Here is a 15,723-nt window from a genome sequence, read left to right on the forward strand (position 1 = left end):
GCAGGGAATCAGAACTGCCGCCGCACCCAAACCCCCGCATTGCTGTCGTCCTCCAGCTGGCCGAAGAAGCGCTGCACGCGGCCGCCAAAGACATTCGCGCTCGCGCCGAGCAGCCACTGGTCGCTCAGGCGATGGCTGGCGGTGAGGCGCAGCCAGCGGTCGTGCTGGTTGGGTGAGTGGAAGGCGATGGCGCTCAGGTTCAGGCGATCGCGCAGGGCTTGTCGCGTGATCCGCAGCGAGACCAGCCGGCGTGATTCGCCATTGAGGGGTGAGAGGTTGCCGGGCTCACTGTCGTGGCGCTCGACGTAGAGCTGCAGGCCGATGGTCAGCTTGGGTCGCCACTCTTTCTCGAAGGCCACCATCGCGGCGCTCTTGTGCGGCACGCGCGCGGCGACGGTTCCGGGGCTCGCCCCCAACTCGGCGCTCGACCACTCGCGACCTGCTTCGAACGAGGCGATGCCGCCGAATACAGGCCCGCGCAGACTGAAGCCCGCGCTGTCGCGGCGGAAGTGGCTGGGCCGGCCTTGCGCGTCGGCGCCCAGCGGCTGCTTGTCGAAGCCGCGGTAGGCGTACAGCGCGTACTCAATGCCTTCATGCCTGCGATGCAGACGCAGGCCCCATTCGCTGCCGCCCGGCGCGCTCGCGTCGATCAGGTCGCGGCCGCCGACGCGCTCACCGCGGCGCGCATCGAAGAAGCCGAGACGCTGGCCGTCGATGTAGCGGTCGGGGGTGAAGCGCGGCGTCCAGGCGAGATCCACGCTCAGCGCATCGAAGCGCCAGTCGAGCCGCAGACTGTTGGACGGCGCCTTGAAGTAGAGGTCTTCGCCGCCGGCCAGCGGGGTCTCGAAATCCTTGGGAAAGCGGTCGTTGATGAACAGCAGATCGCCCGTGCCCCAGGACAGCACCTGGCGGCCGATGCGCGCATGGCCGCGGCTGCCCACCGGCAGGCTGAGCATGCCCTCGCGCAGGTCGAACCAGAGGCCATCCTCGACGCCATCCGCATGCACATCGAGCTTGGCGCTCAGCTGCGCGCGCTCGAGGTCGTGGCTGACCTCAATCTGGCCCTTCAGCTCGGCGCGGCTGGCGCGGTTGTCGAACAGCGGGTCGCGGTCGAAGCGGGTGCTGTAGGCGGCTTCGACGTAGCCGCTCCACTGGGTGGGAGATTCCTCGCCCCAGTCGTCCCAGTCGTCGTCCTGCGCGATCACTGCAGACGACAGGCCGAGCGCCAGCAGCGCGGCCAGCGGCCGCAAACGAACACCTGCACTCACGGGCGCAGCCACTGCTGGGGCGGGTTGCGCAGGGCGCCTGTGCCGAAGGCGCTGGCGTCGAGGCCGAGGTCGTACTGCGGATTGCGCATTTCCATGAGCGTGCTGCTGCCGGAGCGCAGGTCGGTGACCTGGCTGCGTATCACGGTCGGGTGGCCCTGCACCACGGCGGTCTCCAGCGTCTCGATCTTGCGGAACAGCTCGCCGTCGGCGTTGTAGTACTCGGCGCGGATCGGCAGGAAGGTCGCGGGATCAATGACCGCATGCGAGTAGGCGAACTCGACGCTGTCCGGTTCCTTGGGATCGCAGCGGATGACGATCTCGCGCTCGCCTTCGCTGACGATGGAATGCCAGTCCAGGGCCGGGTTGCGGCCGCTGATGTCTTCGTAGAAGAAATCCGAGCCGACGAAGCTGGTGCGCTTGTCGCCGGCGGAGATGCGCTTCTCCAGGTCCAGAGCGGGCAGATAGAGCCAACGGTCGTCGTCGCGCTCGGTCTTCTTGTTGACCAGAAACGCGGTGCCGCGCACGTCGGCGGGGCGCGAGAACACGACCAGGAAATCCTGGTCGCCGCCGTCTTCGATGTCACGGCGCAGGATGGTGAACACGCGCTGCTGCTGCTGGCCGCGGCCATCGGTGATCAGCATGCGTGCGAGGCTGCGGCCGTCGTCGCCAGCGTAGCGAGCGGCCTGCTGCGCCTTCGCCACGATGGCTTCGGCGCGCGGGTCGACTTCGCGAGCCTGCGCAGGGCCTGCGGAGAGCGCGGCGAGCAGGGCAAGGGCGAGGGTCTTCAGTACGGGCTTCATCGCATCATCCTCTTCAACATCCATCCATTGCCGGCGCCCAGCAGGGCCGCCAGCAGGTACAGGCTGACCACGGCCGACAGCGCCATGATGCCGGCCAGCAGCCAGCCCACCGTGATGTAGGGCACCAGCGGCGCGAACAGCAGGGGCGTGAAGCCCACCGCGATCACGATGGCATTGCGGCTGATCGCCAGCGCCGGCTCGCGGAACAGGGCGTCGAGCGTGGCCTCGACATCGCGCAGCTCGGCGGCGAGCGCGCGGGCGCGCTGCAGGAAGTGGATCGCGAAGTCCACGGCCAAGCCCAGCGCCAGCGCCGACAGCACCGCGATCGGCATGTCGTAGTCCTTGCCCATCCAGCCGACCAGCCCGTAAAGCACGCCGATCGACAGGGTCAGCGGCAGCATGGCCAGGAGCCCAAGCGGCAGGCTGCGGAACAGCAGCAGCATCATCACCAGCACGGCGCCCCAGGCGCCGGCCAGGCTCATCGCCATGCCGTGCACCATCTCGCCCTGCCACACGCGATTGAGGTGCGTCTTGCCGGCCCAGCGCGCGCTCACGCCCGAAGGCAGCGGATGCGCCGCAAGATGCGCGGCGACGAAATCTTCGACCCGACTCATGTCCTGGTTGTCGCCGCTCGTCATCTGCAGCCAGACCAGCGCACTGCGGTAGTCGGGGGTGACGAAGTGCCAGAGGTCCTGTGGACGGTGCGAGCCCTGGAACTGCAGCAGGGTCTGGGCGACGCCGGCCTGGCTGTCGGGAATGCGCTTCTCGGCGAGATCACCGCCGCGCAGCTCGCGGTGCACGGTCTTGACGATGTCGGTGACGGCGTTGGACTTGCCGACCAGGCCTGAATCATCCAGCGCCTGCTGCAGCTGTTCGATCCAGCGCAGCATGTCGGGCTGCTGGAAGCGCGCCAGCTGGCTCTGCGCCGCTTCGATGCGTGCGGTCCAGGCCTCGATGAGGCCGAAGTCGGCGTCGCTGTCGTCGACCGCATCCTGCGCGGCACGCAGGGCATTCGCCGTCTCAGGTTCGGACTGCAGCGCGGCGAGCACGGCCTCGCGCAGCGGGTCTGCCGGCGTCGTCGACCATTCGCGCGTCCACTCCGCGCGCAGGGCGTCCACGTCCTGCGCCAGCACCAGCCAGGCATCGTAGGTGCCGGCGAAGTGCGCGTTGAGCGCGCGATCGGCCACGCGAATCTCGTGGCTGGCCTTGAACCAGCGCACCGGGTTGTCGTTGATCTCGATGCGCAGGATGCCGACGGCGCTGAAGGCCACGGCCAGCAGTGCAATGCCGAACACCAGCGGACGCGCCTGCTGCGAGCTGCAGCGGATGAAAGCCAGCGGCGCGTACAGACGGCTGCGCTGGGTGTCGATCGCGGCGATGCGCGCCAGCGTGGCCGGCGACAGCCGGCAGAGGAAGGCCGGCAGCAGGGTCATGGTCAGCGCGAAGGCCAGCAGGATGCCGAAGGCCACGAAGGCGCCGAACACCTGCACCGGCGGGATCGGCGTCAGCAGCAGCGAAGCGAAGCCCACCGCCGAGGTCAGGCTGGTGAACAGCATGGGCTTGAACAGATCGCCCAGCACCGCCTGCATCACCGTGCCGGCGTCGTCGCCGGGCCGATAGCGCTCGGCGAAGTCCGACTGGATGTGGATGGCATCCACCACCGCGATCGGCATCAGGAAGATCGCGATCATCGAGCTCATGATGTGGACCGGAAAGCCCAACCCGATCAGCGCGCCCATGGTGACGATGACGCTGCCCATCGCCACCAGCATCGGCCCGGTCACGAACAGGGCGCTGCGGAAGAAGCCCCACATCAGCAGGAAGATCACCAGCCCCGCCAGCGGCGCGCAGATTGCCATCTGCACGAACATCTCGTAGCCGAAGGTGTCTTCCGCCACTGGCAGGCCAGTGATGTGGAAGGCATCCTCGCTGTCGAGCGCGGCGATCAGGCCGCGGATCTCGCCGGCGATGCGGTGGCTCTCGTTCTTGTCTTCAATCGGCACGTACAGCGCGGCGGCGCGGGCGTCTTCCGAGGCCAGTGTCCCGTAGGCCTGCGGCAGGCGCTCGACCGCCGCGCGGATGGCCTGCGCTTCGGCCTCGGTCGCAGGCGGCGTGCGCATCAGCCACTCGAAGCGCACCGTGCCCGGCCCGCCCTGAGTGACGTTGTCGACCTCGGCCAGCGACATCAGGTCGACCTCGACCACGCCTTCAATGCGCTTCACCTGCTCGCTCAGCGCCTGCAGGGCGGCCAGCGAGCGCGGCGTGTAGATGCTTTCGCCAGTTGCGATGACACCGACCACGATCGCATCGCTCAGGCCGAAGCGTTGCTTGGCGGCGTTGTGGAACACGCGCTCGGGCTGCTCGGCCGGCAGCATGTTCTCGGGGTCGGTATCGATGCGCACCTGCGGGAACTGCAGCAGGGCGAACAGGGTGATCGCCAGCGTGGCCGCGAACACGGGCCAGGGACGTTCGATGCAGGCGCGCCAGAGCGCGCGCAGGGCAGGGGGCATGCGGAATTCGCGGGTCGGGAGCAGGCGCGGAGTGTAGCGGTCCGCCCCCATGGGCGGCAGGCCGGACCGCTTCCCGCTGCCGCCGGCCTGACGCGGGCGCGCGTGCGCGGCGGATGCAGCGCAGTGATACGCGCTGCGTCCCCTTTGCGTCATGGCAAGTCGAAGGAGGCCGGATGCGTGTCCGGCGGAACAGATCCCGGAGTGTTGAGATGCGTCTGGCCTTTTCGACGGTGTGTTCGATTCTTGCCCTGCTAGTGGCGGGCGGCAGCCCGGCGGCGTTCGCGCAGGAGCTGCGCCGCGTGCTGGCGCCCGGCGCTCCGCCGACCCAGGCCACCGAGGCTGTACGCGATCCGTGGCTGTCGACGGATGGACGCCATGTCGTCTTCGTCAGCGCCTCGCCGAACTTCAGCGCCAGCGGGCTTCTGCAGGTGTTCCGCTACTCGCTGGACAGCGGCGAGCTGCGCCTGCTCAGCCGCAACGTCTCGACCGGCGCGGCCGCCGATGCGGCCAGCTTCGCGCCAGTGGTCTCCGCAGACGGTCGCTACACCGTGTTCGAGAGCACCGCCATCAACCTGGGCCCGATCGGCAGCGGCAGCCAGCTGTTCCGCGCGGAGGTGGGTGGGGCGGTGCGGCGGGTCAGCGAGAGCCCCGGCGGGGCGGCAGGCAACGAGGCTTCGCGGCACCCCGCCCTCAGTGCCGACGGCCGCTTCGTGGCATTCCATACGCTCGCCAGCAACCTGCTGCCGGCCGATGGCAATGGTGTCGCCGATATCATTCTGAAGGATCTCGGGACCGGCGCGACCGAGCTCATCAACCGCACGGCCAGCGGCGGCTTCGGCAATGCCGGCGCGCAGCCGCTGACTCCGCAGGCGATGTCCGCCGACGCGCGCTTCGTGGTCTTCAGCACCGCCGCATCGGACACGGTGGCTGGCGGCATCAACACCTTCGGCGTGGCCCAGGTCTATCTGCGCGATCGCAGCGCAGGCACGACCCGCCTGTTGTCACGGAACGGCAGCGGTGAGGCGGCGAACGGGACTTCTGACCAGGCTTCGATCTCGGCCGACGGTCGCTACGTCGTGTTCCGTTCGGTGGCCAGCAACCTGGGCGCTACCGGCAGCCGCCTGTTCGTGGTCGACACCGAAGGCGGCACGCTGCAAAACATCCCGCTGCCGCAGGCCAGCGACTTCAGCCCGCCCTTGGCCGCCTCCGCGGCGATCTGCCGCGAGGGGCGCATCAGCAACGCGGGCGACGTGCTGATGATCTGTAACCTGCTGTCCGGCCAGCCTGCACAGGTCTTCCGCTGGCGGCGATCCAGCGCGGCCTTCCAGCTGCTCAGCCGGGGTCTGGATTCGCCCTCGACCCTGGGCGATGCCATCAGCGGCAGCCGCGTGGCGCAGACCCCGGACGGCGCGAGTTGGGTCTTCGAGTCGCAGGCCGCGAACCTGGTGGCCGGCGACAGCAATGGGGTCACCGACGTGTTCTACGCCAGCCCGCTCCCGACGCCATCGAGCGAGCCGATCTTCCGCAACGGCTTCGAACCGCTCTGAGCGCGGGCGCTCGCGCCCGCACCGCCACTCACTCCGCGACCCTCGGCGCCTGCTGCGGGCTGGGAAGCGGCTTGTCCACCGAAGGAGAACACCATGAGCATCCCCCAGGCGCTGCGCCGTCTTGGCCTGTCCGGCCTGCTGGCCCTGCCCGGGCTCTCGGCAGCGCAGCTTGTCGTCACCACCCCGGAGGACGTCGGCCCCGGCAGCCTTCGCGAGGCCCTGCAGGCGGCCAACGCCCATCCCGATCTCTCGACGATCCGCTTCGACATCGACCGCGCCCGTTTCGGGCCGGGGCCATGGACGATCCAGCTCGCGACCGAGCTGCCCGAGATCCGCACGCCCACGCGCGTGCTCGGCTTCACCCAGCCGGGCAGCGTCGCCGGCCCCACGCCGCTCGATGGCGATTACCGAGTCCAGATCGACGACTCGGCGGTGGCCGATAGCGTGGACAACCTGGGCGCGGCGCTGGCTGTGGTGCGCGGCGGCGAAGGCAGTGAGATCAGCGGCCTGGTCTTCCTGGGTGGGCGTGCGGGCAAAACCAGCGTGCTGCTGGCCGCCGATGAGGCTGCGGTGGTGCTCTGCCGGGTCGGCGTTGATGCCGCCCGCCGGGCCGAGCCGGTCGCGGGCGCGGCGATCTCGGCGATCCACGCCGACCGCATGCGGGTCGAGCGCAACCTGATCGGCGGCTCCGGCAGTTCAGCGATCCAGCTCACCGGCACGGGCCACAGGATCAGCGGCAACTGGGTGGGCTACGACGGCTACGGCAGCTCCAGCCTGGCCAACTTCGTGGCCGGCTCCGGCATCGTCGGCGGGTTGATCGCCTTCAACCCGCCACCGCGGCTGCTTACGGCGTATTCGGTCGCGGTGCAACAGGGCTACCTGGGCTTGCGTGACAGCACGATCAGCGACAACTGGGTCTCGCAGACGCAGGGCAGCGCCATTGGCCTGAGCGGCAGCGCGGTCGGCACCCGCGGCAACCGCGTGCAGGGCAATCGTATCGGCATCGACCTGTGGAACGGCGCGGGCGCCTGGGTCGACGCCGGAGTCCGCATCAGTTCCGGGGCCGACAACAACCGGGTGATCGACAACCGCATCGGTCGCGCCAACGCCGGCATCCTGCTCGGCGACAACCGCGGCGCCACTCCTCAGCTCGCAGGCGAACGCAACACCTTGAGCGGCAATCTGTTCACTGAAATCGCCCAGCGCAGCATCGGGCTGGATCCGGCCCGCGCCTTTGCTCCGCCCGCCAATGACCCGGGCGATGCCGACAGCGGTCCCAACCGCCTGCAGAACCACCCCGTACTCAGCTTCGCCAGCAGCCGCGGTGGCGTCGAGGGACAGCTGGATTCGGCCGCCCATGCCAGCTACCGCATCGATCTCTACAGTGCGCGTCGCTGCCATCCCAGTGGGCGCGACAGCGCCGAGTTCCACTTGGGCTTCGGCACGGTGCAGACCGATGCCGCAGGACGCGCGCGCTTCGTCCTGCAGGCCCAGGTCCTGCCCGGCGGTGGTCTGCGCGCGGGGGATGTGATCTCGGCCACCGCCACCGATGCCGATGGCAACACCTCGGAGCTTTCGCCCTGCCTTCCGGCAACCGCCGCACCGACGCCGCAGGTGCAGGCGCCGGCCTTGCCCTCGCCGCTGCCAGCGCATGGCGGTCCCCGCCAGCTCGCGGTGGAGCTGCGTTCGAGCTTGGCGAGACTGCCGGAGGGCCGCGTCGAACTGCGTGCGGTGAGCGCCACCGGCGAGGCGATCCTCGGCAGTGGCCTGCTGAGCGCGGGGCGACTGCGGATCGATGCGCCGCTCAGCGGATTCTTTCCCTTCGCAGGGCGCTATGCGATCGAACTCGACTACGCGGGCGACGGCTTCCATGCGCCGCTGCGGACCTCGCTGGGCGACGTGGTGGTGTTCCGTCCCGCGCTGGCGCTGGAGTCGATCGAGGCCAGCAGCCTGGTGCGACGCGATGTCTCCAGCGGCGACTACGAGTACCTCTCGGTCGCTTCGGCAAGCTGGATCAAACTGCCGCTGGATTCGCGCCTGCCCTGGATCGACGGCGAACGCATCGCCAACGCTGCGGGCGATCCCCTGGATCGGGCGCTTGCGGGTGAACGCAGCCAGTATCAGGTGGGCGACGGACGCGGCGGCGTCGCGGCGATCGGCAGCGCCCTGCTGGGCCCCGATGTCGAGGTGCTGGATCTCGTGCAGATCGATGCCGATCCGCGCGCCGATGCCGTGGTGCGCGACCGCGGCACGGGGCGCTACGGCACGGTGCTGTGTGTCTTTGTCAGCGAGGGCTGCGAGCGCAGCGGCGAACTCGACGTGCCGGCGGAGCATCGCTACGTGCTGAGCGGGGACTTCAACGGCGATGGCCAGCAGGATCTGGTGTTCCGCGACCCCGCCAACGGCAAGCTGCTGCTGCTGTTCATGCAGTTCGGCAAGCCCCTGTCCGTCGACAGCCTGGCGCCGCTGGCCGACGAGCAGCCGGTCGCGGCGGTCGACCTCGATGGCGATGGCTACGAGGACCTGGTCTGGCTGGATGCCCCCGGCAACTCGCTGCTCGTGTCGATGATGAAGGCCGGGCGCGTCGTCGACCTCGTCCGCGAACCGCTGCCTGCGGGCGACTGGACCAGCCCCGGCAGCGCACATCTGGCCAAGCCCACGGACCCGGACTATGGGCACGGCCACCTGCTGCTTGCCGAGCGCAACACCGGCGAGGTGATCGCGTGGCGCGAGGTCAGCGTCGGCGGCGGCCGGATCCGCGCGCGCATCGATGGCGTGCTGTTCGACCCCGGCTACGCGGTCCAGCGCACGCGTTGAAGCGGCGGGCGAGGGAGTCGAGTCGCCGCAGCGGCGCAGTGAGCCCTCGCGGCTTCAGTCGCGTTCCGCGGCGGCAGTCGCGTCTGTCGTCGCGGTCTGGCTGCGCTCGCGCTGCTGCAGCCGCCACATCTGCGCGTAGTGCCCGTCGGCCGCCAGCAGTTCGGCATGCGTGCCCTGCTCGATGATGTGGCCGGCGTCCATCACCAGGATGCGGTCGGCATTCATGATGGTCGACAGCCTATGCGCGATCACCAGCGTGGTGCGGCCCTGCTGGATGCGGTCGAGCTCGGCCTGGATGGCGCGCTCGGATTTCGAATCGAGCGCCGAGGTGGCTTCGTCGAAGATCAGGATGGCGGGGTTCTTGAGCAGCGCGCGGGCAATCGCCACGCGCTGCTTCTCGCCGCCGCTGAGCTTCAGGCCACGCTCGCCGACCGGGCTGTCGTAGCCTTCCGGCAGGGCGGCGATGAAGTCGTGGATGTGCGCTGCGCGGGCAGCGTCCTCGACCTCGGCATCGCTGGCGTCGACGCGGCCGTAGCGGATGTTGTAGCGGATGCTGTCATTGAACAGCACGGTATCCTGCGGAACGATGCCGATCGCTGCGCGCAGGCTGTCTTGGGTGTAGTCGCGCAGGTCGAGTCCGTCGATGCGGATATGGCCGGATCCCACGTCGTAGAAGCGGTAGAGCAGGCGCGCCAGCGTGCTCTTGCCGCTGCCCGAATGGCCGACCACCGCGACCGTGCCGCCGGCCGGGATCCGGAAAGAGATCCCGTGCAGGATCTCGCGGCGCTCGTCGTAGGCGAAGCGCACGTCCTCGAACTCGAGCACCGGCCGCGTCGCCTGCAGCACGCGGGCGTCGGCGCGGTCCTGCACCTCGCGGTTCTCGTCGAGCAGGTTCCACAGCTTCTCGATATTGGTCAGCGCCTGCTTGACCTCGCGGTACATCATGCCGAGGAAGTTCAGCGGCGCCGCCAGCTGCAGTAGATAGGCGTTGACCAGCACCAGATCACCGACCGTGAGCTCGCCGGACACCACGCCCGAAGCGGCGCGCCACATGAGCGCAGTGACGCCGAGCGAGATGATCGCGTTCTGGCCGATGTTGAGCACGGCCAGGGTCTTGTAGCTGCGCACCTCGGCCTCTTCCTTGGTGCGCAGGCTTGTATCGAAGCGCTGGGCTTCGTGTTCCTCGTTGTTGAAGTACTTGACCGTCTCGTAGTTCAACAGGGAATCCACGGCCGAAGCGCTGGCCGCTGTGTCGGCTTCGACGGACGCGCGGTAGAACTTGGTGCGCCACTCGGTGACGCGGATGGTCCAGACGATGTAGGCGACCAGTGTCAGCCCGGTGATGACCGCGAATCCGGTGTCGTAGAGCACCACCAGAACGATGGTGACGAGCGTGACTTCGATGATCGTCGGGAAGATCGTGTACAGCGTCCAGTCGAGCAGGTCGGAGATCGAACTGCCGCCGCGCTCGACGTCGCGGCTGACGCCGCCGGTCTTGCGGTTCAGATGGAAGCGCAGGCTGAGCGCATGCAGGTGGCGAAACACCTTCAGCATCACCGTGCGTGCGCTGCGCGCCATCACCCGCGCGAACACGATCTGCCGCAGCTCGGTGAACACCCGCTCGGACAGGCGTGCGGCGCCGTAGGCCAGCAGCAGGCCGACCGGCAGCACCAGCATCAGGCTGGTGGCGTCGGAGGGCAGATTCAGTCCGTCGACCAGGTTCTTCAGGATCATCGGCACGGTCAGGCCGGCCAGCTTGGCCGCCATCAGGCAGGCGAGCGCCAGGGCGATGCGGCCGCGGTAGGGCTTCAAAAAGGGCAGCAGGGTGGCCACCACCGCGCGGGTGGTGCGGCGGTGGTCGACGGCGGGGGCAGGGCTATTCATGGCGGCAAGGTGAGGGCGTTGTGCATCGCACGCAAGCCATGAACGCGAAACGGGCGCCTCAAGGCGCCCGTTTCGTCGGGATCAGCGCGGGCGCCGGACGCCCGGGCCGGCTTCAGGCCTCGAGCGCGGCGAGGATCGATTCGGCCGAGGACACCTTGAACTCGCCCGGGGCTTCGACGTGCAGCAGCTTGACCACGCCGTCTTCGGCATACAGGGCGAAGCGCTTGCTGCGCAGGCCCATGCCGAAGGCGGTGGCGTCGAGTTCAAGGCCCAGCGCCTGGGTGAAGGCACCGTTGCCGTCGGCCAGCATCATCAGACCGTCAGGGGTGTTCTGGCTCTTGCCCCAGGCACCCATCACGAAGGCGTCATTGACCGCCATGCAGGCGACGTCGATGCCGCGGCGCTGGAACTCTTCGAATTTCTCGACGTAGCCCGGCAAGTGCTTGGCCGAGCAGGTCGGGGTGAATGCGCCCGGCACCGAGAACAGCACCACCTTCTTGCCCTTGAAGATGTCCGACGTGGTCACGGCCTGTACGCCGTCGCGCAGCAGGTTCAAGGTGGCTTCGGGGATGGAGTCGCCGATCTGGATGCTCATGGGCTGCGCCTGTGCGGGGTGGAAAGGGCGCACAGGTTAGCCGGAAAACGTGAAGACCCGGCGAGGAGGCCGCGCGGAGGGCGCGTGGGCTACCCTTGGCGCCCTCGTCCAGCCCGGAAGCTGCCCATGATCGTCGTCCATCATCTGGAAAAGTCGCGCTCCCAGCGCGTGCTATGGCTGCTGGAGGAGCTGGGCCAGCCCTACGAGGTCAAGGTCTACAAGCGCGATCCCAAGACGATCCTGGCGCCGAAGTCGCTGATGAAGGTGCATCCCCTCGGCAAATCGCCGGTGATCACCGATGGCGAGGTCACGGTCGCCGAGTCCGGGGCGATCCTCGAGTATCTGGTGGAGCGCTACGACAGCGCCGGCCGCTTCAAGCCCAAAGCCGGCGCGCAGGCGGCGCTCGACTACCGCTACTGGCTGCACTACGCCGAAGGCTCGCTGATGACCCCGCTGATCCTGGCCCTGGTGTTCTCGCGCTTGCCGACCCAGCCCATGCCCTTCTTCGTCAGGCCCGTTGTGAAGGGCTTGTCTGCGAAAGTGATCGCCAACTACATCCGCCCCCAGCTGCAGACCCACTTCCGCTTTGTCGAGCAGCAACTCGCCAAGTCCGATTGGTTCGCCGGCGATGCCTTCTCCGCCGCCGACATCCAGATGAGCTACCCGCTGATGGCCGCGGTGGAGCGCAGCGGTTTGGAGCTGCCGCGTGTGCGTGATTTCGTGGCCCGGGTCAAGGCGCGGCCGGCCTGGCAGCGCGCCGAATCCGCCCATGGGCCCTTCGAACTGCCGGGGAGCGACTGATGTCCTTCGACTTTCCCTTCACGCTCGGTTTCATCCTGCTCACCGGCCTGGTCAGCTGGCAGTGTTTTGAACGGCCCGGCCTGCTGGATCGCCTGCTGCTGTGGACGCCGGCGGTGCAGCGCGGCCAGTACGAGCGCCTGTTCACCTATGGGCTGGTGCATGCCGATGTCGGCCACCTGCTGTTCAACATGATCACGCTGTTCTTCTTCGGGCGATTGATCGAGGGTTTCATGGCCGAGCGCTTCGGCCTGTGGGCGTTTCCCTTCTTCTATCTCTCCGCGCTGCTGGTGTCGGTGTTGCCGGGCTACTTCCGCCACGCCCGCGACCCGCACTACCGCACGCTGGGCGCCTCGGGCGCGGTCTCGGCGGTCCTGTTCGCCTTCATCCTGCTGGCGCCCTGGAACCTGATCTTCGTGTTCTTCCTGCCGGTGCCTGCAGTGATCTACGGCGCGCTCTACATCGGCTACAGCGTCTATATGGACCGCAGGGGCGATGACCGCATCAACCACAGCGCGCACCTCTGGGGTGCGGTCTATGGCCTGGTCTTCATGCTGATCGCCGAGCCGCGGGTGCTGGGGCATTTCCTTGCCCAGCTGCTCAGTCCGATGGGTTAGAAGCCGGGATTCGGGAGTGGGGATTCGGGATTCGTTGAAGAGCGCGAAGCATTGCGCCAGTTCCGGGGTTTTCCAGTTGTGAGCTCTTCGTGAGGGCGGTGCTGCGGTGTGGCGCAGGCCTCACGGCCGCAAGTGCCGGCTCAACGAATCCCGAATCCCCACTCCCGAATCCCGGCCTGCGGCTGGCCGCGGGCTATAATGCCCGGTCATTTCGCCCAGACCGAGGCGGGCCGCGCGGCCCCACGCATGCAGCACATCCGCAATTTCTCCATCATCGCCCACGTCGACCACGGCAAGTCCACGCTCGCTGACCGCATCATCCAGATCTGCGGTGGCCTGGCCGAACGCGAGATGGAAGCCCAGGTGCTTGACTCGAATCCGATCGAGCGCGAGCGCGGCATCACCATCAAGGCGCAGTCGGTCTCGCTGCCGTATACGGCGCTCGATGGCAAGACCTACCAGCTCAATTTCATCGATACCCCGGGTCACGTCGATTTCAGCTACGAGGTGAGCCGCTCGCTGTCGGCCTGCGAAGGCGCTCTGCTGGTCGTGGATGCGGCCCAGGGTGTGGAGGCGCAGTCGGTCGCCAACTGCTACACCGCGGTCGAGCAGGGTCTGGAAGTGATTCCCGTGCTGAACAAGATCGATCTGCCCACCGCCGACTGCGAGCGGGTGAAGGCCGAGATCGAGGCGGTGATCGGGCTGGACGCCACCGACGCCCTGCAGGTCAGCGCCAAGACGGGCCTGAACGTGCGCGATGTGCTCGAAGCCATCGTCCAGCGCATCCCGCCGCCCAAGGTCGGCGACACCGATCGCCTGCAGGCGCTGATCATCGACTCCTGGTTCGACAACTACCTGGGCGTGGTCTCGCTGGTGCGCGTGGTGCAGGGCGACCTCATCCCCGGCGAGAAGATCCAGGTGATGTCGACCGGCCGCGTGCACCAGATCGACCAGGTCGGCGTGTTCACGCCCAAGCGCCTGGTGAAGAACAAGCTGGGTCCGGGCGAGGTTGGCTGGATGTGCGCGTCCATCAAAGACGTCCACGGCGCGCCCGTCGGCGACACCATCACGCTCGCGGCCAAGCCCGCGGCGCAGCCGCTGCCGGGCTTCCAGGAAATGCAGCCGCGCGTGTTCGCCGGCCTGTTCCCGGTCGATGCCGAGGATTTCCCGGCCCTGCGCGAGGCGCTGGAGAAGCTGCGCCTGAACGACGCCGCCCTGCGCTTCGAGCCGGAAAGCTCCGAGGCCATGGGCTTCGGCTTCCGCTGCGGCTTCCTTGGCATGCTGCACCTCGAAATCGTGCAGGAACGCCTGGAGCGCGAGTACAACCTAGATCTGGTCACCACGGCACCCACGGTGGTCTACGAGGTCCTGACCACCGACGGCGAGACGCTGACCCTCGACAACCCGGCCAAGCTGCCGCCGGTCAACAAGATCGACGAGATCCGCGAGCCGATCATCCTCGCCAATGTGCTGACGCCGCCCGACTACGTCGGCAACGTCATCAAGCTGTGCGAAGAGAAGCGCGGCGTGCAGAAGAATATCCACTACATGGGCAGCCAGGTGCAGATCAGCTACGAGCTGCCGATGGCCGAGGTGGTCCTGGACTTCTTCGACCGCCTGAAGTCGGTGAGCCGCGGCTATGCCTCGCTCGACTACCACTTCCAGCGCTTCGAGCCGGGCCCCTTCGTGCGCCTCGACGTGCTGATCAACGGCGACCGCGTCGACGCGCTCTCGATGATCTGTCACCGCATGCATGCCGACCGGCGCGGCCGCGACATCTGCGAGCGCATGCGCGAGCTGATTCCGCGGCAGATGTTCGATGTCGCCATCCAGGCCGCGATCGGCGCGCAGATCATCTCGCGCTCCACGGTCAAGGCCCTGCGCAAGAACGTGCTGGCCAAGTGCTACGGCGGTGACGTCAGCCGCAAGCGCAAGCTGTTGGAGAAGCAGAAGGAAGGCAAGAAGCGCATGAAGCAGGTCGGCAGCGTGGACATTCCGCAGGAAGCCTTCCTCGCGGTGCTTCAGGTCGACAACAAGTAAGACCCGGTTTCCGCTTCGATCCCACTCTCAATCTCCTGGAACGCCCCCACGTGAACTTCGACTTCGCTGCCCTGCTGGTTGGTCTGGCCGCATTCACCGGCATCGTCTGGGGCATTGACGCCCTGTTCTTCGCCAAGGCCCGCGCCGAGCGCGCGCAGGCGGGGTCGAGCCTGGGCACCGAGGTGGTGCGCGAGCCGGTGATCGTCGAGTACTCCCGCTCGTTCTTCCCGGTCATCCTGATCGTGCTGATCGTGCGCAGCTTCCTGGCCGAGCCCTTCCGCATTCCTTCAAGTTCGATGATGCCGAACCTGCAGGACGGCGATTTCATCCTCGTCAACAAGTTCACCTATGGGCTGCGTCTGCCGGTGCTGGACACCAAGATCGTCGAGCTCGGCGAGCCGCAGCGCGGCGATGTGGTGGTGTTCCGCTACCCGGTGAACCCCAAGGAGAACTACATCAAGCGCGTGATCGGCCTGCCGGGCGACGAGGTCGTCTACCGCAACAAGACTCTGTTCATCAATGGCGAGCCGCAGCCGCAGGAGCGCATCGGCCGCTACATCGGCGTGGGGGCCGGGCGCGAGATGGATGGGGCGGACCACCTTCGCGAAACCCTCGGTGAGCGCGAGCACGAGATCCTGATGCGTCCGACCCAACTTGGACGTCAGGGCGAGGGCCGCTGGGTGGTGCCAGAGGGCCATTACTTCGTGATGGGTGACAACCGCGACAACAGTCTCGACAGCCGCGCCTGGGGCTTCGTGCCCGAGCGCAACCTGGTCGGCCGCGCCTTTCTGATCTGGTTCAACAGCGACTTCGAGTTCGGCCGCATCGGCCAGGGCATCGAGTAAGG

The 15,723-nt window shown here is 67.9% G+C and carries 11 protein-coding genes; 6 read left to right on the plus strand and 5 right to left on the minus strand.

The window, feature by feature from the left end:
- Positions 1 to 8 precede the first annotated feature (8 nt).
- Genes BLP83_RS02685 through BLP83_RS02695 form a run of 3 tightly spaced genes read right to left on the minus strand, consistent with a single transcriptional unit; the run spans position 9 to position 4,578 of the window.
- Complete coding sequence (locus BLP83_RS02685) at positions 9 to 1,268, minus strand: hypothetical protein (RefSeq protein ID WP_143006525.1); 1,260 nt, start codon at positions 1,266 to 1,268, stop codon at positions 9 to 11.
- The gene (locus tag BLP83_RS02690; RefSeq protein WP_091238493.1) at positions 1,265 to 2,068 is read right to left on the minus strand and encodes an outer membrane lipoprotein-sorting protein; all 804 of its coding nucleotides are present in this window, start codon (positions 2,066 to 2,068) and stop codon (positions 1,265 to 1,267) included. The genes BLP83_RS02685 and BLP83_RS02690 overlap by 4 nt, the downstream gene beginning before the upstream one ends.
- Complete coding sequence (locus BLP83_RS02695) at positions 2,065 to 4,578, minus strand: efflux RND transporter permease subunit (protein WP_218121171.1); 2,514 nt, start codon at positions 4,576 to 4,578, stop codon at positions 2,065 to 2,067. The genes BLP83_RS02690 and BLP83_RS02695 overlap by 4 nt, the downstream gene beginning before the upstream one ends.
- A 209-nt stretch (positions 4,579 to 4,787) precedes the next feature.
- Between BLP83_RS02695 and BLP83_RS02700 the strand changes: the two genes are divergently transcribed.
- Together BLP83_RS02700 and BLP83_RS02705 are read left to right on the plus strand one after the other, a co-directional pair.
- Positions 4,788 to 6,125 (plus strand): TolB family protein, encoded by a 1,338-nt coding sequence (locus tag BLP83_RS02700; RefSeq protein ID WP_091238499.1) that lies wholly within the window; start codon positions 4,788 to 4,790, stop codon positions 6,123 to 6,125.
- 93 nt (positions 6,126 to 6,218) lie between these two features.
- A complete protein-coding gene (locus BLP83_RS02705; RefSeq protein ID WP_091238501.1) occupies positions 6,219 to 8,942 on the plus strand; it encodes an FG-GAP-like repeat-containing protein in 2,724 nt (907 codons plus the stop codon).
- Between the two features lie 54 nt (positions 8,943 to 8,996).
- Here BLP83_RS02705 and BLP83_RS02710 read toward each other — a convergent pair whose 3' ends face one another.
- The gene (locus tag BLP83_RS02710; protein WP_091238502.1) at positions 8,997 to 10,826 is read right to left on the minus strand and encodes an ABCB family ABC transporter ATP-binding protein/permease; all 1,830 of its coding nucleotides are present in this window, start codon (positions 10,824 to 10,826) and stop codon (positions 8,997 to 8,999) included.
- A gap of 112 nt (positions 10,827 to 10,938) precedes the next feature.
- Positions 10,939 to 11,421, minus strand: coding sequence for a peroxiredoxin (locus BLP83_RS02715; RefSeq protein WP_091238505.1), 483 nt, complete (start codon positions 11,419 to 11,421; stop codon positions 10,939 to 10,941).
- A gap of 126 nt (positions 11,422 to 11,547) precedes the next feature.
- On the opposite strand from BLP83_RS02715, the gene BLP83_RS02720 reads away from it, so the two are divergent.
- The 4 genes from BLP83_RS02720 (at position 11,548) to lepB (ending at position 15,721) form a co-directional block, all read left to right on the plus strand.
- Positions 11,548 to 12,222 carry a glutathione S-transferase gene (locus BLP83_RS02720; protein ID WP_091238506.1) on the plus strand — a complete coding sequence of 225 codons (675 nt, stop codon included), beginning with the start codon at positions 11,548 to 11,550 and terminating at the stop codon, positions 12,220 to 12,222.
- Positions 12,222 to 12,836 carry a rhomboid family intramembrane serine protease gene (locus BLP83_RS02725; RefSeq protein WP_091238509.1) on the plus strand — a complete coding sequence of 205 codons (615 nt, stop codon included), beginning with the start codon at positions 12,222 to 12,224 and terminating at the stop codon, positions 12,834 to 12,836. Before BLP83_RS02720 ends, BLP83_RS02725 begins: the two co-directional genes overlap by 1 nt.
- Positions 12,837 to 13,082: 246 nt before the next feature.
- Positions 13,083 to 14,876 (plus strand): translation elongation factor 4, encoded by a 1,794-nt coding sequence (gene lepA / locus BLP83_RS02730; protein WP_091239420.1) that lies wholly within the window; start codon positions 13,083 to 13,085, stop codon positions 14,874 to 14,876.
- A gap of 50 nt (positions 14,877 to 14,926) precedes the next feature.
- Positions 14,927 to 15,721: a signal peptidase I gene (gene lepB / locus BLP83_RS02735; RefSeq protein ID WP_091238511.1), complete on the plus strand. Its 795-nt coding sequence runs from the start codon at positions 14,927 to 14,929 to the stop codon at positions 15,719 to 15,721.
- Positions 15,722 to 15,723: the final 2 nt, after the last annotated feature.

Origin of the sequence: Aquimonas voraii (assembly GCF_900101825.1) — a bacterium.
Taxonomy (GTDB): Bacteria; Pseudomonadota; Gammaproteobacteria; order Xanthomonadales; family Xanthomonadaceae; genus Aquimonas; species Aquimonas voraii.